Source organism: Actinoplanes sp. ATCC 53533, from assembly GCF_003947245.1.
Map to the genome: position 1 here is coordinate 19,689 of NZ_QHHV01000114.1, position 19,044 is coordinate 38,732.

Annotated in this window: 13 protein-coding genes; 6 read left to right on the forward strand and 7 right to left on the reverse strand. The window is 70.9% G+C overall.

Annotated features, from left to right (window positions below; translation table 11 throughout):
- The first annotated feature begins 194 nt into the window (after positions 1–194).
- Complete coding sequence (locus DMB66_RS33075; RefSeq protein ID WP_125808049.1) at positions 195–962, forward strand: IclR family transcriptional regulator; 768 nt, start codon at positions 195–197, stop codon at positions 960–962.
- A 94-nt stretch (positions 963–1,056) separates the two neighbouring features.
- Positions 1,057–2,580 carry a tannase/feruloyl esterase family alpha/beta hydrolase gene (locus DMB66_RS33080; RefSeq protein WP_125808050.1) on the forward strand — a complete coding sequence of 508 codons (1,524 nt, stop codon included), beginning with the start codon at positions 1,057–1,059 and terminating at the stop codon, positions 2,578–2,580.
- 58 nt (positions 2,581–2,638) lie between these two features.
- On the opposite strand, the gene DMB66_RS66095 is transcribed toward DMB66_RS33080, so the two are convergent.
- The 4 genes from DMB66_RS66095 to DMB66_RS33100 form a co-directional block, all read right to left on the reverse strand.
- Positions 2,639–3,649, reverse strand: coding sequence for a cellulose-binding domain-containing protein (locus tag DMB66_RS66095; protein WP_125808051.1), 1,011 nt, complete (start codon positions 3,647–3,649; stop codon positions 2,639–2,641).
- A 235-nt stretch (positions 3,650–3,884) separates the two neighbouring features.
- Positions 3,885–4,592, reverse strand: coding sequence for a maleylpyruvate isomerase family mycothiol-dependent enzyme (locus DMB66_RS33090; protein WP_125808052.1), 708 nt, complete (start codon positions 4,590–4,592; stop codon positions 3,885–3,887).
- Complete coding sequence (locus tag DMB66_RS33095) at positions 4,589–5,416, reverse strand: fumarylacetoacetate hydrolase family protein (RefSeq protein ID WP_125808053.1); 828 nt, start codon at positions 5,414–5,416, stop codon at positions 4,589–4,591. The genes DMB66_RS33090 and DMB66_RS33095 overlap by 4 nt, the downstream gene beginning before the upstream one ends.
- Positions 5,413–6,528 carry a cupin domain-containing protein gene (locus tag DMB66_RS33100; RefSeq protein WP_125808054.1) on the reverse strand — a complete coding sequence of 372 codons (1,116 nt, stop codon included), beginning with the start codon at positions 6,526–6,528 and terminating at the stop codon, positions 5,413–5,415. Before DMB66_RS33100 ends, DMB66_RS33095 begins: the two co-directional genes overlap by 4 nt.
- Positions 6,529–6,575: 47 nt before the next feature.
- On the opposite strand from DMB66_RS33100, the gene DMB66_RS33105 reads away from it, so the two are divergent.
- Positions 6,576–7,310, forward strand: a complete 735-nt coding sequence (locus DMB66_RS33105) for an IclR family transcriptional regulator (protein WP_125808055.1) — start codon at positions 6,576–6,578, stop codon at positions 7,308–7,310.
- Between the two features lie 174 nt (positions 7,311–7,484).
- Here the strand turns inward: DMB66_RS33105 and DMB66_RS33110 are convergent, their stop codons facing one another.
- Positions 7,485–9,848, reverse strand: coding sequence for a hypothetical protein (locus DMB66_RS33110; RefSeq protein WP_125808056.1), 2,364 nt, complete (start codon positions 9,846–9,848; stop codon positions 7,485–7,487).
- Between the two features lie 150 nt (positions 9,849–9,998).
- Between DMB66_RS33110 and DMB66_RS33115 the strand changes: the two genes are divergently transcribed.
- The 3 genes from DMB66_RS33115 (at position 9,999) to DMB66_RS33125 (ending at position 15,364) form a co-directional block, all read left to right on the forward strand.
- Complete coding sequence (locus tag DMB66_RS33115; RefSeq protein ID WP_158647459.1) at positions 9,999–12,398, forward strand: WD40 repeat domain-containing protein; 2,400 nt, start codon at positions 9,999–10,001, stop codon at positions 12,396–12,398.
- Between the two features lie 102 nt (positions 12,399–12,500).
- Positions 12,501–13,352 carry a hypothetical protein gene (locus tag DMB66_RS33120; RefSeq protein ID WP_125808058.1) on the forward strand — a complete coding sequence of 284 codons (852 nt, stop codon included), beginning with the start codon at positions 12,501–12,503 and terminating at the stop codon, positions 13,350–13,352.
- Complete coding sequence (locus DMB66_RS33125; RefSeq protein WP_125808059.1) at positions 13,349–15,364, forward strand: AAA family ATPase; 2,016 nt, start codon at positions 13,349–13,351, stop codon at positions 15,362–15,364. The genes DMB66_RS33120 and DMB66_RS33125 overlap by 4 nt, the downstream gene beginning before the upstream one ends.
- 73 nt (positions 15,365–15,437) lie before the next feature.
- On the opposite strand, the gene DMB66_RS33130 is transcribed toward DMB66_RS33125, so the two are convergent.
- Together DMB66_RS33130 and DMB66_RS33140 are read right to left on the reverse strand one after the other, a co-directional pair.
- Positions 15,438–16,820 (reverse strand): hypothetical protein, encoded by a 1,383-nt coding sequence (locus tag DMB66_RS33130; RefSeq protein ID WP_125808060.1) that lies wholly within the window; start codon positions 16,818–16,820, stop codon positions 15,438–15,440.
- A 1,025-nt stretch (positions 16,821–17,845) separates the two neighbouring features.
- Complete coding sequence (locus DMB66_RS33140) at positions 17,846–19,000, reverse strand: mannonate dehydratase (RefSeq protein ID WP_125808062.1); 1,155 nt, start codon at positions 18,998–19,000, stop codon at positions 17,846–17,848.
- Between the last annotated feature and the right edge of the window lie 44 nt (positions 19,001–19,044).

Sequence of the window (19,044 nt, forward strand, 5' to 3'; positions counted from 1 at the left end):
GAGGTGCCGTCATGGTGAGCCGAGCGGGGCGCGGATCCAACGAACGGCTTCCACTGGCTGGAAGTGTTCGGAAGGCACGGTCCGCGCGACAATGCGGTAACGGCAATCAACAGATCTGTCAAATGGACGAGATTTCGAGTACGTTTCCGGCCAGCGGCGCATACGGATGGCGCGGCTGGCGAGAGAGGGCTGCCATGGCCGGTAGATCCGTCACGCTGCGCGCGCTCTCGATCCTCGACGCCTTCGACGCGACCCACCGGCGGCTCAAGCTGACCGAGATCGCCAGCCGTGCGGAGCTGCCGCTGGCCACGGCTCACCGGCACATCCGCGAGCTGGTCGACTGGCAGGCGCTCGAACGGCGCGCGGACGGGACCTATCAGATCGGGTCCCGGCTGTGGCACCTCGGCATGCTCTCGCCGATGCACGCCGAGCTGCGGGAGCTGGCGCTGCCGCATCTGCAGGACCTCTACGCGGCCACCGGCGCCACCGTGCACCTCGCCGTCCGGGAAGGCACCGAGGCACTGTACGTCGAGCGCCTGGGCGGCGTCCGGTCCGTTCCCGTGGTGTCCCGGCCCGGCGGCACGTTGCCCCTGCACGCGACCGCTGTCGGCAAGGTGCTCCTCGCGTGGGCGTCACCCGAGGTGGTGCGCTGCGCGCTGGCCCGGCTGTGCCGGCTCACCCCGTACACGGTGGTGGCACCGGCGCGCCTGACCGCGCAGCTCGACGAGATCCGCCGGACCGGCGCGGCCTCGACGCGGGAGGAGATGGTCGTGGGCGCCTCGTCGATCGCCGTCGGCGTGACCGGGACCGACGGCGTCATCGCCGCCGTGGGCCTCGTCATGCCCAGCACCCGGCCGAACATCTGGTCCGGCCTGCCCGCGCTGCGCGCGGCGACGACCGCGATCGGGGCCCGGCTGCGGGCCCGGGAGGACGCCGACCGGGTCGCCCGCGCCGCCGGCTGATCCGGTCGCCCCGCCTTCCGGCTGCCGGAAGCCGCGCGTTGTGCCGGGCCCCACTCGTCATCACGGTGTACCCATCCGAACGGAAGGGACCGCGATGAGACCTCGATACGGGACGCTGACCCAGGTGGTCGCGCTCGGCACCGCCGCCCTGGTCGTACTGGCCGGCTCCAGCGTCGCCACCGCTGGGCCGAAAGCGGAGTGTGCGAGCCTCGCCTCGGTGCACCTGACGCACACGACGGTCGTGAGTGCCGCTTCCGTACCCGCCACCGCGTCGGCACCGGCGCATTGCGCTGTCCAACTGGTGCTCACCAATCCCCCAGCCGGAGATCAGATCCGGGTGGGCGTGTGGTTACCCACGCAGAACTGGAACCGCCGGCTCCAGGGCCTCGGCGGCGGCGGCTTCGCGGGAGGCACACCCGGCACCGCACCGGTCGCGGCACTACGGGACGGATACGCGGCCGTGGCCACCGACGCCGGGCACCCCGGCGGCAGCGGCAGCTTCGCGCTGAACCCGGACGGCACGCTCAACTGGCAACTCATCGCCGACTTCGGCTACCTCGGCGTCCACGAGATGACAGTGGCGGCGAAGGCCCTGGTCCGGCTGTTCTACGGAACGTCCAGGTTCCACAGCTACTTCAACGGCTGCTCCACCGGCGGCCGGCAAGGGCTGATGGAGGCGCAGCGCTACCCCACCGACTACGACGGCATCGCCGCCGGCGCACCGGCGATCAACTGGACCAAATTCCACCCGGCCCAGCTGTGGGGCCCGTTGCAGATGCGGCTTGCGGGCCACGCCGTCGCGCCGTGCGCGCTCGCCGCCGCCACCCAGGCCGCGACCGCGGCCTGCGACCGACGCGACGGGGTGCAAGACGGGATCGTCGGCGACTGGAAAGGATGCCGGTTCGACGCCCGCACCCTGATCGGCACGGCAACCCCGTGCGGCACCATCACCGCCGCGGACGCGGACCTCATCACCAAGATGTGGGCGGGACCGCGCGACGCCGACGGCGGGTTCCTCTGGTACGGCCTGGAGCGCGACGCCGACCTGCGGGCGCTGAACAACAGCGCGCCCTTCTTCGTCGGGCTGGAATGGTTCCGGTACTTCCTCCTGCAGAACCCGGGATGGGACTGGCAGTCCATGACCTACGAGCAGTATCTGCTGCTCTTCCAGCAATCGGTGCTCCAGTACCAGGCGGTGATCGCCACCGACGACCCGGACCTGTCCCGATTCCGCGACGCCGGCGGCAAGGTGGTCTTCTGGCACGGCACCGCCGACCCGCTGATCTTCTTCCGCGGCAGCGTCGACTACTACCAGCGGCTGACAGCGGCCCTGGGCGGCGCCAAGCAGGCCGGGAAGTTCGCCCGCTTCTTCGTCGCACCGGGCGTCGGTCACTGCGGCGGCGGCCAGGGCGCCGCGCCCGTCGACCAGCTCGAAGCCGTCGTGCGGTGGGTCGAGCACGGCAAAGCCCCGGACAAACTGACCGGACAGCGCACCGACGCCGCAGGAACCGTGGTGCTCACCCGCCCGGTCTGCCCATTCCCCCTCGTGGCCCGGTATTCCGGGCACGGCGCGACCACGGAGGCGAAGAACTTCACCTGCGACGGCGGATTCCGCTGAACGGAGTGGGCGCGACCGGTTCACGGCCGGCGCCGGGCTGCTGCCCGGCGCCAGGCTGCTAGCCCCAGAAGGCGAGGGCCTGCCTGCCGAGTGACGCCTGGCCGGTGGTGTTGGCGTGGCAACCGTCGGCGACCTCACCGGCGCGGAGCCGGAACTGGCCGGGGTAGGTCACGTTCTGCGTCGGGTCGGACCCCGCCTGCCGGGCGAGGCTGTCGGTCAGCTGCGGGCCGTTGGCACCGGCCAGGGAACAGGTCTGACCGGGGTCGTAGAGCGGCTGACCGGAGATGTAGATCGTGGCGCCGGCGGCCGCGTGCTGACGGGCGTTGGCGATGAGCCGCTTGACCTCGTCGTAGGTCGCCCCGTTCGAGGCGAAGATGCAGATCTGCACCCAGACGGCCGTCGGCCGGCCGAACCTGCCCACCTGCTGGTCGAACTTCTGCCAGGCGCTGGAGTTGGGGTCGGTCCAGGACTGCACGACCAGGCCGCCGGTGCCGTACGGGCCCCACATGCGCTTGCCGCCGTCGGCCACGTACCCCTGGGCGACGTTCTCGGCCATCGAGCAGCCGATGAAGCCCATCGAGTTCGCCGGCTGCGGACCGGCGGTGGGGCCGGTCGTGGGGCCGGTGGTGGGTGCCGAGGTCGGCGGGGCGGTAGTCCCGGTGCAGGTGACGCCGTTGAGGGCGAAGGTCGTGGGCGCCGGGTTGCTGCCGGTCCAGGAGCCGTTGAAGCCGAAGCTGGCGCCGGCGTTGGTGGCGAGGTCGCCGTTCCAGGAGGTGTTGCGTGCGGTGACTTGGGTGCCGTTCTGGGTGACGGCGGCGTTCCAGGCCTGGGTGACCTGCTGGCCTGCGCCGTAGGACCAGGTGAGCGTCCAGCCGGTGAGCGGGTCGCCCAGGTTGGTCAGGCTCACGGTGGCGCCGAAGCCAGCGGACCATTGCGAACTGACCGCGTACGTGACCTGGCAACCGGCGGCCGCGGCATGCGCGGTCACCGCGACCATGCCCATCGCGGCGGCCATCGTGGCGGCCACGGCGGCGGTGGTGGTGAGCAGACGGAATCGGGACAGGCGCATACGGCCCTCCTCAGGTGCACTGCGGGACGGGGCGAAATCGGTTCCCCGGGGTCGCGGTGGGCCGCCCACGGAACATATCGATGACTATCGCTGCATCGCAACTGTATGACAACTTCGTGACGACGGTCAATGCCGCCGTCAACTGTGGTCGCTTCGCCTGTCTCGATCAACCGCCCTGGATGCTGCTCGACTCGTGGACCTGGGGTTGCTCCTCGTCGAGGCGGGGTGGACGTATCTACAGCCAGGGAGGCAACGACGGCAGGGGCGCGCCGGTGCCGGTACGCAGCCGCGGCGACCGCTCTCCCCGGGTGAGCCAGCGTGCGAGATCCGCCGCGGGGCCCGCCACGCGCTCACCCCCGCCCTCGCCCTCGCCGGCGGGTCCGCCGCGGTCGGTGGCCCGGACGTCGATGTCGACCGACTGCACCGTCCGGCGGCGTTCGAGAGCGTCGGTGATCAGCACGTCGAGGAAGGCGGCCGGGAAGGCCGCGAAGTCACCGCCGGACGGCAGGTCGCAGGCGTGGATCCACACCTCGCGGCTGCGCAGCCACGGAATGGTGCGCGCCGGGACCGTGCGGCCCTGCGCGGTGACGACGGGAGCCTGCCAGCCATCCGCGGCGATCCGGCCGAGCGCGGAGGCCAGCCGGTCCTGCTCGGCCACCACGAAGTCGCGCAGCCGGTCCGCCGGCCACGAGGCACCGGTCTCGATCTCCTGCGCCCGGGCCGTCGTGCTCGCGTACATGGGTGTGGGCTCGCCCGTCGCGGCCCAGTGCGCCAAGCGGGCCAGGGCCCGCGCGTTGTGGCCCACGTGGGACAGCACATGCCTGCCGGTCCAGCCGGGCAGCCGGCTCGGCCCGGCCAGCTCGTCGTCGCCGACCGCCTGCAGACACGAGAGGAAGTAGTCATGCCCGCCGGCCATCCACCCCAGGGCGGCGGCAGCGGTCACGGCCGGCTCTCCCGCCGCACCGGGGTGACCAGCTCACCGATGCCCTCGATGCGGGTGACGACGGTCTGGCCGTCCTTCAGATAACGCGGCGGTTTGCGGGCGTGACCGACCCCGCCGGTGGTGCCGGTGGCGATCAGGTCGCCCGGATGCAGGGTGACCATGGTCGAGACGTAGCTGACCAGGTCGGCCGCGTCGAACAGCAGGTCGCCGATGGTGGACTTCTGCACGGTCTCGTCGTCGATGGTGCAGCTGATCTCGGCACCGGCCGGCAGCTCGTCCGGCGTGACCAGCCAGGGACCGAGCGGGGTGGTGGCCTCCCACGTCTTGCCCTGCAACCACTCCCGGGTTCGGAACTGCCAGTCGCGCAGGGACACGTCGTTCAGCACGCTGTAACCGGCGATGGCCGCCTCGGCCTCGGCCCGGTCGCCGCGCCGGATGTCGCGGCCGACGATCACGGCGAGCTCGGCCTCCCAGTCCACCGCGTCGGACTCCGGCGGCAGCGTCAGCGTGTCGTACGGGCCGATGAGGGCATCGGCGAACTTGGCGAACAGGGTGGGAAACTCCGGCAGGTCGCGTCCCATCTCGGTGATGTGACTGCGGTAGTTCAGCCCCACGCAGACGATCTTTCCCGGGCGGGTGACGACGGGGGCGAGCCGGGACGGTGCGATCCGGACGACCGGGCCGGCGGCCGCCGCGGCGACGGCCTGCCAGTCCGCGCGGCGCAGCAACTCGCCGACGTCCCCCGGGCCGACGTCGACGTATCCGCCGTCCTCGACGCGGACGGTGCGGAGCCCGTCCTCGGTGCGTACGGTCGCGAGCCTCATGCGCGGGTGCCTTCCTGATGGGAGCGGTCCAGTCCGAGCCGCTCGAAGATCGGTGCGTCGGTGAAGCGGAAGAGGTCCATGCCGGCCTCGGCGGCCAGCGACAGCGGCTGCCACGACGGGACGACGAACAGGTCGCCGCGCTCGACGGTCCAGCTCGATCCGCCGACGGTGACCCGGCCGGAGCCGTCGAAGACCTGGAAGACCGAGGAGCCGACCTCCCGGCGGGCCGAGGTCTCGGCGTACGGGGCCAGGCGGTGAAACTCCGTGCGCATCGTCGGGAGAACGTCGCCGCCGGTGGTCGGGTTGGTGTAGCGGACGGCGGCGTGGCCCGGCTCGACCGTCACGGGATGACCGTCCGCCTCCAGCGCCAGTTGCTCGGACAGCGCGTGATCGGTGTGCTCCCAGCGGTAGGCCAGCAGCGGTGTCGCCGGCGCCGGCCGCAGGTGCGTCAGCGGCCGGAGTCCCGGATGCCCCCACAACCGCTCCGAGCGTGATCGCGCCGCCGCCTCCCGGGTCTCGACCTCGTCCGGCCCGAACTCGAAGAAGGTCGCCTCGGTGTAGTGCTGGAAGGGGATGTCGAGCCCGTCGATCCAGGCCATCGCCCGGTCGCTGCGGTTGTGGTGGCCGTGCCAGTGCCAGCCGGCCTGCGGCAGGAAATCACCGCGCCGCATGGCGACCGGGTCGCCGTTGACGACGGTCCACACCCCTTCGCCCTCGACCACGAAACGGAACGCGTTCTGGGTGTGCCGGTGCACCGGGGCGTCCTCGCCGGGGTTGAGGTACTGGATCGCCGCCCACAGCGTCGGGGTCGCGAACGGCCGGCCGCCCAGCCCGGGATTGGCCAGCGCGATGGCCCGCCGCTCGCCGCCGCGACCCACCGGCACCAGCTGCCCGGCCTGCTCGGCCGCCGGCAGCAGCTCCTTCCACCGCCACCGGTGCGGCACCGCTCGCGACGACGGTTCCGGCGGCATGAGCTCACCGATCTCGGTCCAGAGCGGGATCAGCAACTGCCGCTCGAAGGTGCGGTAGAGGGCCTCCAGCTCCGGGGTCCGCTCAGGCTGGCCGGCGCCTTCGGCGGCCTGGACGCGTACCGGTGACGTGCCTTGAGTCATCCGCCAAGCCTGGCGGAATTCCTTCCCTCGGGATAACTTTTTCTGCTGTGAGGAATGAACCGCCCTACCCGATCGCGTCGGTGGACCACGCCCTGCACCTCGCGGTCGTGCTCCAGCAGGAAGGACCGCTGCGGGTCAGCGACGCCGCCGAACGGCTGGGCGTCTCGCCGTCGACGGCGCACCGGCTGCTGGCCATGCTGGTCTACCGAGGGTTCGCCGAGCAGCGACCCGACCGGCGCTACGAGGCCGGCGACGTCCTGCGCCCGTCGCCCGCCACCCGGGCGCCGGTGGCGCTGCTGCGCCAGGCGGCACTGCCCCACCTGCAAAAGCTGGTGGAACAGGTGCAGGAGTCGGTCAACCTCCTGGTGCTGGCCGGAACCGACACCCGCTTCATCGCCACCGCGGAATGCACCCAGGTGCTGCGCGTCGGAAGCCGGGCCGGCCGCACCCTGCCGGCGCACCTCACCTCCGGCGGCAAGGCCCTGCTCGCCGCGCTGCCGGCCGACGAGCTCACGGCGCTGTACGCCGAACACCCCGAGGTCGACCTGCCCAGGCTGCGCCGAGAGCTCACCCAGGTGCGCAGCCGCGGCTTCGCGATCAACGACCAGCGCACCGAGGCCGGGCTCACCGCCCTCGCCGTCCCCATCCGAGACCCCCGGGAGTCCGCCGTCGCGGCCATCGCCATCGCGATGCCCACGGCACGCTTCCGCCGCGACCGGATAGCGGAATGGGTGAGCGAGTTGTCAAGGACAGCGGCCGCGATCACCGGCGCGATCAGCTGACGCCGTGTTTCGAACCCAGGGATCTATTCTCACCCCGTGGATGACGGCCTTCTTCGCCGGCTCCGGGCCGAACAGGCCCGGGCCCCCGCGCGCGCCGCGGGTTCTATCAGTAGCCATCCCGTCACGACCGTCCCGGAGTGTGCCGTCACTCCGCCGAGTGACGCGGTGGCAGACTCATGGGCTCCATCGGACGCAGGCCCATCCATCCACGCCGCGCAGGATCACCTCGCAACCGCGGGTGTCGTCCGGCTCCACGTCTACTGCCACTGTCATGCCGAGGGTGGGCAGCGGGCTGCCGATCTCCCGTCCGTCGGGAACGGAGAATGCCCGGATCCGGCCGTCGGCGTGCAGGGTGAAGGCGACCGTGTCCCCGGAGCTGAGCGTGGTCAGCCGTACGCCCCAGAGGCCCGCCCGGTCGGCCTCGAGAGATCCGCACGGGATCGCCGGGTCCCGGCCCGATCCGATGCGCCACATCTCCGCACCGAGCAGGATGTAGACGTCCCCGCCCGCGCCCGCCGTCATGGCCGCTGCCTGTTTGCCGTACGGCATGGCCCTTCGGGGCGTCAGCTTCTGCAGCGGGCTGTTGGTGCGAAGATCAATGAGGGTGGCCCGGTCGCGCTGGTTCGCGACGATCGCGAGGGGCCGGTCACCGCGATCGACGGCCGTCGCGATGGTGAAGACGCTGTAGTCGTCGCCCGAGTCGAACGGCCAGACGGCGGCTCCGGTCGGCTGCCCGGTCGACAGATCGTAGGTTGCGACGTCCGCACGCTGGCTGCCCACCACACCGAACAGTCGCCCGTCACGGGTCCGGGCGAGGTCCACCACTCCTACGCCGTGTTTGCGGTGTGCGTACAGCCGCTTGATCGGTTCGCGCGTCTCGACGTCCCAGAGCCAGGCCGCGTCCGCCCCTGCGCTCACCGCCACCAGCCGCCCGGCTGCCGAGATCCCGGCCCGGGCGTCGTGGACATGGGCCGTACCCCTTTCGCTGTCGACGTGTCCGGTGAAAGGACGGCCGATCTCCGTGCCGGTCCGCAAGTCGACGATGTGCACGGAGCGTCTCCCCACCGTCAGCATCGCGCGCCGGCCGGCCGGCAGCGTCAGTGTGGATTGGGGCGCCGCGGTGGCGGCGGCCGCGCCCCGGCGCCGCGAACCGGAGTAGCGGATGTCCCGCAGGAAACTCCTGTACCGGGCACTTGTCGTGACGGCTACCTCCCGGCCGTCGCCCAGCTGGAGGAACGGTCCCGCGCCACGCACCAGGTCGCAGCGCTCGCCCGGCGAAATCGTCGACGACAAATACACGACGGGGGTCAGCGTGGTGACGAGCGGAATGGCGACTTCGGCACCATCACTGGAGTCCACACAACGCCATTGCGGATCTGCCAGCACGATGCCGGTGCCTCCGTCCGGCAGCGGTCCGGTGGCGACAGCTGCCACGATGAGATCGATCGGAGCGGCCGGTTCCGGGACGGCTGTGGTCGCGTCCCAGGCTCTCGTCTCGGCGCCGTCCCCATGGACGAGGACGAGGTGCCTCGACTCCCCCGTGCCCACGGTGGCCAGGCAGGTGGTCGACCCCGGTCGCACCGCGAACTCCGGCACGGTGCAGACGAGCGTCAACGTCTCGGCGTCGCGGAACTCCAGCGCTGTCCGTTCGGGCTCGAGGGTTCTCGCGTCGCGTTGGGTCAGCATCGTCACGAGCAGCGTGCGACCCGCCGGGGTCACACACGTCGCGTCGACCCGCTCGACCTCGTACGGGGCGCTGATGACGCGGCAGTGCTCGATGTCCCAGACCTGAAGTGCCGTACGGCGAAGTCCCCTCCCCGAGGCGTCGACAACGGCGAGGAGCCGTCCGTCACCGCCGCGAACGGCCGCGACGAAGCTGCCCGGGATGGGTGGCGCCGATTCGGCACCGGTCGACAGGTCCGCGACAACGATCTGCCTCTCCTCCCGGCTCCAGTCCTCCACGAACAGGACCACGCGTCCGTCGGTCAGCTCTCCGCAGCCCGCTACGAATCCCTTCGACCGCTGCCACAGGATTTCTCCGGTGGCGAGATTCCGCGCCGTGACAGCCGAGGTGTCGCCGTCGACCGCCACCACCCGGCCGCCGGGTAGCACGGCCGTCGCCACATGCCCGGATCCCAGCGGTACGGAGGTCGTCGGCGTCCAGGTGACCCATCGCGGCCGCCAGTTCAGTCGCGGGCTGATCCGGTCGGCGACTGTTCCCTGCTCGGCCAGGGCCAGGGCCAGCATGGCGGCGTTGGCAGCGGGCTGGTCGTAGTCCCAGGCCAGCGCCACCCGGCGCAGGAGGTTCTCCAGGGATCCAGCCGGCACCTCGGAGTCCTGCCCACGCCGCCAGAAGCGGGTGATGTCCAGGTAGGGCAGCAGGCGCGGATCCAGGACCCGGTCCAGGACGTTCCCGGAGCGGGCGTGCCTCAGCAGGTGGCGGCGCACATAGGCGGGCGGTGGGGCCGCACGGTCCAGGCGTTCGTGGGCGAAGGCGACCAGCGCCTGGGTGATGGCCCGGTGGTCCTCTCGCGTCATGGACACCTCCTGTCTCCCCGCGGATCACGCCCTTGCGACGATCCTGCCGTACCCGTGTGCTCGGCGACGGTGTCTTGCGGGGCCCGGAGTCTCAGGTGAAGCTGGTCGTACGTCCCGCGTACCGGAGGAATGTGTCGATGGTGGTGGACATTGATCGAGCGTCGTGAGCCGGAGGCCGTGCCGGACGACATCGCTGTGGTGGAAGCGCGCATCGCCCGTGAGCTGGCGCGGCTGGCCGACGTCCCCGCCACCGCCGGCTGTGACCGGTCACCGCTGGCGTACGTCCGGCGCCACCTGGTGGAGCATGCCGCCGCGGGCGGCACCCTCACCAGCCGCGTCGTCCCCGACGCCTTCGTCCCGTACCTCGATCCGGCGCGCCTGCGCGCCGTCGGGACAAGTGTCTCCGAGGACGCGTTCCCGCTGCTACGGGCGGTCCGAGAGGTCACCTACCAGTGGCGATGGTCGGACCCCGCGCACAACGCTGCCGCTCTCAGCATGCAGGCCATTCTCGGCCACCGGGCCGGCGACGCGGAGGTGGGTGGCGTCTGGCGAGGGCTGTGGAGGATCGAGGGATCCGACCACAACGAGGTGCTGGCCCGGCTGCCACGGGTGTACTCGCTCGGCACCGCGTCACTTGCCGACGGCAGGGTGTTCGCCGTAGCCGCTACCAGCGGCTACCGGGAGAACGCTGCCGTGGTCTGGGACCTGACCACCGGCACCGCGATCGCCCACGTACCCACCGGGCACGACGAGGGAATAGCGGAGGTGATCACCGCTGTGCTACCCGACGGTGGTGCCGTGGCGATGACGCGAGGATGGGGCGATCGCGGAGTCCGGGTCTGGCGTCTGCCCGACGGTGCACCGGTCGGCACGCCGTTGGTCATGCCGGGGCACGTACGGGCGATGGCCACCGCGACGCTGCCCGACCGGCGTGTCCTCGCCGTGACCGGTGACAGTAACGGCACGTTGCAGACCTGGGACCTGGCGATCGGGGCGCCGCTCGGCCCGCCGTTGACGGCACCCGGCGGCGGCGTCCTCACGGTCGCCCTGGCGGGCCTGCCGGACGGACGGGTCATCGCGATCACCGTCGCCGGTCACGGCAGGGCGGTGCAGGCACGAGACCTGAGCACCGGGCGCCTCACCTGGCAGCTGCCGACCGGCTCCGCGGGTCTGCGCGCCATCGCCGTGGCCCCCCTCGATGACGGGCGGACCGTAGCGGTCACCGGGGACAGCGACGGCGCCCTGCACATCCGGGACGTCGAGTCCGGCACGCTGATCGCCGAAGCGCCCTCCGGCCACCGTGGCGGCCTGAGCACTCTCGCCGTCGCTGAGCTCGGGGACGGTCGGCGCGTCGCAGTCAGCGGTGGGAGTGACGATGCCATCCGGCTGTGGGATCTGGCCTCCGCGACCAAGCTCGGCGGCTCCCTCGTCGGCTTTGTCGGCAGCTCGGTGTGCGCGGTGGCGACCGCCGTGCTGCCCGACCGGCGGGTCGTGGCGGTCACCGCCAACAGCGGCGGCGGCGATGACGGCACCGTGCGGATTTGGGACCTCGCGCGTGCGCTGACCGGGCCTTCGGTCAAGATTCGCGGGCACGCCGTCATCGCGGTCGCCGCGGCCCAACTGCCCGACGGTACGGCCGTGGCGGTCACCGGTGGACTGGCCGATGGCGTGATCACCGTGTGCGATCTGCGAACCGGCCGTGTGATCAGCACTTTCGACTGCTCGACCGACGGTGTGTACGAACTGACGACGGCTGTGCTGCCGAACAAGCGCGTGGTGGCACTCATCGCCGGAAGTCCACACAACCACGTGGTGCAGCTCCGGGACGTCAGCAGCGGAGCATTGATCGCGAACTTGACCGGCCACACCGGATGGGTGGAGTCCCTCGCGACCGCCGTGCTGCCGGACGGCCGGGTGGTGGGTCTCACCGGCGGTGGCTTCGGCGACGCGACCGTGCGGGTGTGGGACCTCACCGACGGTCGCGCCGTGGCCGTGCTCCGCGCGAACGGCAACGGTGGCTACCAGGCCCTGGCCACTGCCACGCTGCCGGGCGGACGTCTGATCGTGCTGGCCGGCCGGGCCGGGCCGTACCCCCTCCATGGATGGGATCTGGCGACGAAGGCCCCCTTCGACCTGCCGCCGATCTCCCACGGGCCCGGGATCGCCGCCGCGGCGGTCGTGACGATGCCCGACAACCGAGTCGTCGTCGTCACCGGCGGCTACGGCGACGGCACCGTCGTGACCTGGGATCTGTCCACCGGTACGCGCGTCGCCGAGGTGCGGATCGCCGAGCCGGGCGTGATCGATTCGCTGGCCACCGCGACGCTCGCCGACGGCCGCATCGTGGGGATCACCGCCGGCCACCGGGAGAACCAGGTCCGGGTGTGGGATGTCCGCACGGGTGTCCCGATCGGGCCGCCGCTCGTCACCCCCTTCGACGTACGTGCCCTCGCCGTGCACCAGGCCGAGCTCCCTGTGCTGGTCATGGGTGGATACGGGACGGCCGCTGTCGAGCTCCGTCACGAACACCACCCGTTCGGGTTCGGGTGAGATGGTCTCGGGGCGCCGGTTGAGGCAGGATCGTACGGTGAGGTCGTCCTCGGATCCGCCGAAACGGTCCCGAGGTCCCACCCCGGCCCAGGAGAGGTAGTCATGACTGAGCTGGTCGGGGTGCACGGGATGGCGAAGCATCAGCTGGGTCGTCACCAACTGGCCTCGGCGTGGGCGCCGGCGTTGGCGGACGGTCTGGAACGGGCCGCGGACCGGCGGGTCGAACGGCCTCCGCTGGAGGTGGCGTTCTACGGCGACATCTTCCTGCCCGACATCGACGCGACGACCAAGTCCGGCGAGGACGGCGCCCTGCTCGACGGCCTGGACGGGCCGGAGCTCACCGAGGTCGAGCAGGCGCTGCGCGAGGCCGTGACCGACGCCGAGCTCGTCGTCGCCGACCGGGACGTGCGGCACGGCAAGGGGTACACGCGGGTGCCGCGGCCGTTGCAGGTGCTGCTCCGGGCGGTCGACAACCGCTGCGGCGCCGCCGCCGGCATCCTGTACGTGGGAGTGCTGCGCCAGGTGCACCGCTACCTGACCGACCCCGAGGTCAAGGCGAAAGTCGACGACCGGGTGGCGCAGGCCGTCGACGAGAGCTGCCGGGTGCTGATCGGCCATTCCCTGGGCTCGGTGGTGGCGTACGAGCTGCTGCGTCAGCGCCCCGGGCACCGGGTCGAGCTGTTCGTGACGATGGGTTCGCCGCTGGGCCTCCGGATGGTCCGAAGCCGGCTCTCCGCCGCACCGCTCGCGGTGCCGGCCTGGGTGAACCTACGCGACCTGCGAGACCCGGTCGCGTGCGCGGGTGAGCTGCGGAGGTGGTGGCCGCAGATCGGTCCGGACGGCGAGATCGTCGTTGACAACGGCGGCGACACCCACGCAGTCGAACGCTATCTCAGCCGCGGCCGGACGGGCCGGGTGATCCTGGAGCGGTTGCCGCATCTGGCCGGCGCATGACCACCGTCGACGAGGACATCCTGCGCCGGCATTTCGTGGCGATCGCCACGGGCGACTACGACGACCCGCACTGGCGCCCACTGCCCGTCGAGAAGGAGGTGGCGGCGCTACGGCAATGGCTGTGCTCCCCCGGCCTGGGCCGGCGCGGGTTCAGCCTCGCCTATCCGGAGCTGGCGGACAATCCCAGCGAGGACCAGATCCGCGTCCTGAAGAACGTCGCCCGCAAGACGGTGTGGACCGACGCCGACGCGGTGGTGCTGTTCGTGACCGGGCACGGCGAACAGGCCGACGACAGCCACTACCTGATCCTGCGGGACAGTGTCAGCTCGATCGTGTCCAGCACCGCGCTGCGCACCTCGGAGTTGATCGGCTGGCTGGCCGACACCGCGGTGCAGCACATGCTGATCATCCTGGACGCGTGTTACGCCGGGTCGGTCGCCCGCGACGTCCTGCGCCTCGGCAAACGACCACACCGCCGCTGGCTCATCCTCCCCTCGGCGACCCGCGACGAGAAGGCCGTCACCGGCGCCCTCACCGAGGCCATCGTGAAGTTCCTCGACGGGCTGAACACCCCGGAAGGACGCCGATACGGCGAGCACAAGTACCTCAACGTGAACGACTTTCTGGACGACGTGCAGCAGAACCTGGGCGAACACCAGACACTGATCCCGTTGTACGGCGGCCAGCTCACCGGCCCTCATCCGTGCCTGCCCAATCCGCACTACCAGCAGGACGAAGCGGTCCCGGTCGACGCTGCCCGGCACAGCCTGGCCCTGCCCCGTCAGGACCTCGCCACGCACTGGAGTCCCCGGGCTCGGGGTGTCGGAAGCGATGAGCAGCCGGGCTGGCTGTTCACCGGCCGAGCCGTCCTCATGCGCGAGCTGATCAGCGCCGCCGCCACCGCCGGCGCGACCGTGGTCACCGGCGGCGCCGGAAGCGGCAAGTCGGCCGTCCTCGCCCGGCTGGTGACCCTCAGCGACCCCCGCTTCCTGCGCCAGTACGCCGGCGACGTCGCCGCCATCCCGGACGAGCTACGCCCGGCGGAAGGCGCGGTCGACGTCGCGGTCCTGGCCACCGGCAAGCTGCACACCCAAGTCCTGGCCGAGATCTGCCACGCGCTGCAGGTGCCCGTGGCGGCCGGTCCGATCGACCCCAGCGTCCAGGACCGCCTGCATGCCTGGCACGACTGGCTCGCCCGCCAGGACCGGCCGGTCACCCTCGTGATCGACGCCCTGGACGAGGCCACCGACCCCCGCTCCCTCGTCCGGGAGGTCATCGCCAAGCTCGAGCCCGACCGGGACCGCCCGCGGCTGCGCCTGCTGGTCGGGGTGCGGTCGCTAGCGACCGGCGAACACCCCGCGACCGCCTCAGCAGCGGCGGTGCTGACCGACGAGACGGTGACCACGCTCGACGCCCGCCGGATCGCCGTGGACGACGCTCCATGGTGGGACCAGCACGACATCGTCGCCTACGTCCACAGCATCCTGCGACACACCCCCGGCTCCCCCTACCCAGCCGCCCCGGAGCAGGTCATCGCCGACGTCGCCCAGGCTCTCGGCAACCGCGCGGGACGCTCGTTCCTCATCGCCCGCATCGCCGCGTCCTCGCTCACCGACCGCGACACCGTCATCGCGGCCGACGATCCCGGCTGGCTCACAGCGCTCGACCAGGGCGTCCTAGGCGTGTTCCGGCAGGATCTGCATCAGACGCTGCGCGAAGCCGACGACCGGTACCGTGCCGTCATCCTGCTCCGCGCCGTCGCGTTCGCCTACGGCGCCGGCTTGCCGTGGCGAGGCATCTGGCCCTTGGTCGCCCACGCCGTCGACGACAACGACGGGCACTACGGCGACGCGGACATCGCGTGGCTGCTCAACTCGCGCCTCGGCGCATACCTGGTCACCGACCGCGAGGACGACGTGACCGTCTACCGGCTGTTCCACGACTTGTTGCGAAGCACGCTTCGCGAACGCTGGCGGGAGCTCCTCCAGACCCCGAGCACCTCCAGTTCCTGACCGGCGTCTTGTGATCCGGAAGAGTTGTTGTTGATGGAGCGGCAACAACTCTTCCGGATCGCCAAACGCCGTACTAACTCGTCTTGCCGAACCGGTATGCATGGATGACGGTCAGTTCCACGGTTGTGCCGCTGTTGTCGGTCGCCTTGACCCGCAGCGACACGAACCCGCTGCCATCCGGATGCGGCACGAGGGCGGCGCCGTCCTGCACCCGTACCGCTTTCCACGTGGCGCCGTCGTCGAACGACGCCTCGACGGCACGGCTGACCAGCTTGCCGGCGGCGGAGCCCGGCTGGGCGGTGATGGACAGCGGTACGGCTCGGACGCCACCGGCCCGCACCGTGTTGTCCTTGTCCACGTCCGGACTCAACCGGATCAACCACAGTGGAAGAGCCGTCGGTGTGGTCGCGGGGACGTGGCCGGAGCGGAAAGTCCACGCGATGTCCGTCTTCGTCGACAGAACGAACGGCGAACCGCGTTCGGTGTGCGACTCCAGCCGGTACGCCGCCTCCTCCGGCGCGACCTCGACGTCGACGTCGCGGAGCCGGGCCCCGTCCAGGTCGGCGACCTTCGTACCGTTGCGGAACAGGGTGGCGCTGGAGCGGGTGGTCGAACTGTCCCCGACGTGACCGGCGCCGTCACTGAACCGCGGCACGTCGATCCGGAGGTGGTCCCCGTCGCGGGTGACGCCTCGCCATCCGCTCAGCGAAGTGGCGGCGGACAGGCCCGGTGCGAAGACGCCCCTGTTCCACCGCTCGTGGTACGGACGGCCGGTGCTGTAGTGCGTGTACGCCGCCGACTCGCTGTCACTGATCTGGCCCTCGGTGGACCACTCCTGGAACTGCCCGGCGGACGCGATCCCCGGGTCGGTGTTGTAGTACTCGGTGCGGGTGAACGGGAGGCGGAACGTCAGCGACGGGCCGAAGCCGCCGACTTTCGAGTCGGTCCAGCCGGTATTCACCCGCTGGCGACCGAACGTGCCGGGCTGGGCCCGGCCGAAGTCCGCGCGCACCTGGGCCAGCTCCCGATCGGCCACGCCGCGCTGGTATCCGTGCACCATCCGCCCGATCTCCGGGAAGAACAACGAGTAGAGGTACGGGCTGTCGTCCGTGCCGCCGTTCGCGTCGGTCCGCGCCCACTGTCCGGCGACGATGGAGAAGAAGTCCTCGGCGCTGGAGTCGGGGCCGATCCGGGCGGAATACAGGGTCGTGAAGGAGTTTCCGAGAAGGATGTGACCGGCTGTCCCTTGTGGACGTCGGGTGTAGGCGGCCACTTCCGCGATGACCTGTTGGGCCGAGGAGCGTGGCACGGTCACCGAGATCGGCTGCCCGAGCCGGGCGTCGAGGTCGACCGTCAACGATCGATCGACGTTCAGGTCCGGCTGGGCGAGCAGCGTGTCATCGGTCAAGGTGATCGGCTTGCCACCACTGGAGTCCGTGCCGCGGAAGGTGGCCACAAACGATGTATCCGCCGCTGTCAACGGCCTCGCTCGGTCTGTCACGCCCCTACCACGGATCAGCCGCCGAAAAGGTTGCTTCGAACTTCAGCACCGACGAACCCGTCCCGTCGGCGCGGTCCGGCGGACTGTCGCCGTGCTCGCGGGTCATTTCTGGGTGTCGCAGTTGATGCAGCGGTATCCGCTGCCCAGCCAGGCCACGACGGCCGCACCGAGCATGCCGATGGAAGCCGTGCCGGGGCAAGCGGAGCAACTGGTGCAAGGACTTGGTGCGCCCGGCGGCGAGGGGCGTCGAGCGTGGCTGGACCAGGGCGACCAACTGGACGCTGCGCAAGGCCGCCGCCGGCGTGATCTGGGGCGGGTATCAGGCTTACCGGGTAGGCCGGGCCGGTCGGTGGGTCGGTCGCATGGCCGTCAAGGCCTACCGGTCCACGCAGCCTTGGACTATCCGGTCCATTCCCTACCGGATCGGATTCGGGCTGAACTGCATGGTTCGATACAGCCATTACCGGCAGGGACGCGGCTATGGCAGGGCCTTCAGTTTCCTCAAGGGCTTCATCACGAACAAGCCGTGTGGGACCTATTTGCTGCCGGTGCCTCCACAACCAGCATCGCCCAGGTGCCCGGCTTCGAGCGCCTCGTAGCGGTTGCGGCACGTCGCCCGGGGAAGGAGACGTAATCACCGGACCAAGCTCCACAGTGTTGCCGGGAGCGGGTCGACCACGGGCCGGGCGCAGCTTTCGGGCCGGTCGGCCGGTCATCTCGGACACCACGATCTGGCGGGCCCTGGACGAGTTCGGCCCTGTCCAGTTGCGCCGCATCGCCGTGGCGCGAGCGAAGGTCCAGGCCCGGATGGGCTCGCCGGGAGCCTTACGTCCCCGGCGCTCTGCCCTACCGTGACCCGGGTCTCAGGCCCGCCGGGCCGAGATCGCTTCCGCAGCAGGACGGTTGCGATTGTGGCGTGATGGTCGTCGAAGCGACGGTCAACGCCTCGACCAAGGCGCAGAGCTCGTGCACGCTGGGAACTACCGGTCGAGCGCGCTCTCCACGGCCTGCATCAAGGCGCGGAGGTATCCGTAGCCGTGGGCGTAGGCCTGCTTGCCGCCGGGGTCGTCCGGATGGTCGGGCACGTGGTCGGGATCGACGTTATAGGCGTAGCCCTCCTCGGCGAGAATCCGGATGATCCGGGCGTGGTCGACGTCGCCCTCGTCCGGCCACACTTCGAGGAAGTCGTCGCGGTGGCCGCGGATATTGCGCAGGTGGATGTTGAACAGACGCTTGGTGCGGGCCAGCCGGCGGACGATGTCGTAGATCTCGCGCGGCGGGTCGTAGAGCATCTCGGCGAGCGTGCCGACGCACAGGTTGAGGCCATGGTAGGGGCTGCGGTGCAGGCCGAGGAATTTGAACAGCCCCTTGCCGCCGGGGACGCTGAGCACGTTGGTGATGCCCTGGTAGCCGCCCGGCGGTGTGCCGGGATCCTGCGGGTGGCAGGCGGCGCGGACCTTGAAGTGGTGGGCAACCGGGATGACCCGCTGGACGAAGTAGTCGATGCGCTCCCAGAAGGAGTCCGCGTCGACGACGCCGGCCTTGGTCAGCGGTGGGTTCTTGGACAGGTCCGCGGCGCGGAACCGGCTGTAGGTGGAGCCGCCGCGGCCGGGTACCTCGCTGGTCCGCAGAACGCCCAGCAGGCTCATGTTGTATTTGAACGCCGGCACGCCGGCGATCGCGCACGCCTCGATCATTTTGTGGATGTCGTCGATGTCACGATCGCGCTCCGGGCTCTTGGCCAGCATGATTGCCGGCCGCGAGTCGCGGTCGATGTGCGACGAGGTGAGGAACGGCAGGGCGACCATGTCGAGGGTGACGCCGTTCCGCTCGGCCAGCTCACGGGTCTGCTCCACTTCCGAGGGCAGCCAGTAGCCGCGGCCCTTGTCCAGCGGCGGACTGGGTGGGTACCCAACCCAGTGCGTTACGCCGTGCCGGGTGAACTCCTGGAACGCTGCCGTGGTGGAGGCACGACGCTGGGTGCCGACGACCATCTTGAGTTTGCGGCGTGGCCGGTGTCCGTCGGCCTGGGCGGGCGACACGCCGCCGGGGATTACCACGCCGGCGCCCGCGACGGTCGCGGCCACCCCGGTCATTTTGATGAAACCCCGGCGGTCAAGTGGCTCTGAGGCCATGGGACCCTCCTGCATTTCGGACTGATGACCGGTACGTTAAGCAG

Coding starts and splice junctions, on each gene's coding strand:
- DMB66_RS33110 (WP_125808056.1), bottom strand. CDS start 9,848: ATGACGCGAGAGGACCACCGGGCCATCACCCAGGCGCTGGTCGCCTTC.
- DMB66_RS33120 (WP_125808058.1), top strand. CDS start 12,501: ATGACTGAGCTGGTCGGGGTGCACGGGATGGCGAAGCATCAGCTGGGT.
- DMB66_RS33100 (WP_125808054.1), bottom strand. CDS start 6,528: ATGACTCAAGGCACGTCACCGGTACGCGTCCAGGCCGCCGAAGGCGCC.
- DMB66_RS33140 (WP_125808062.1), bottom strand. CDS start 19,000: ATGGCCTCAGAGCCACTTGACCGCCGGGGTTTCATCAAAATGACCGGG.
- DMB66_RS66095 (WP_125808051.1), bottom strand. CDS start 3,649: ATGCGCCTGTCCCGATTCCGTCTGCTCACCACCACCGCCGCCGTGGCC.
- DMB66_RS33095 (WP_125808053.1), bottom strand. CDS start 5,416: ATGAGGCTCGCGACCGTACGCACCGAGGACGGGCTCCGCACCGTCCGC.
- DMB66_RS33075 (WP_125808049.1), top strand. CDS start 195: ATGGCCGGTAGATCCGTCACGCTGCGCGCGCTCTCGATCCTCGACGCC.
- DMB66_RS33080 (WP_125808050.1), top strand. CDS start 1,057: ATGAGACCTCGATACGGGACGCTGACCCAGGTGGTCGCGCTCGGCACC.
- DMB66_RS33125 (WP_125808059.1), top strand. CDS start 13,349: ATGACCACCGTCGACGAGGACATCCTGCGCCGGCATTTCGTGGCGATC.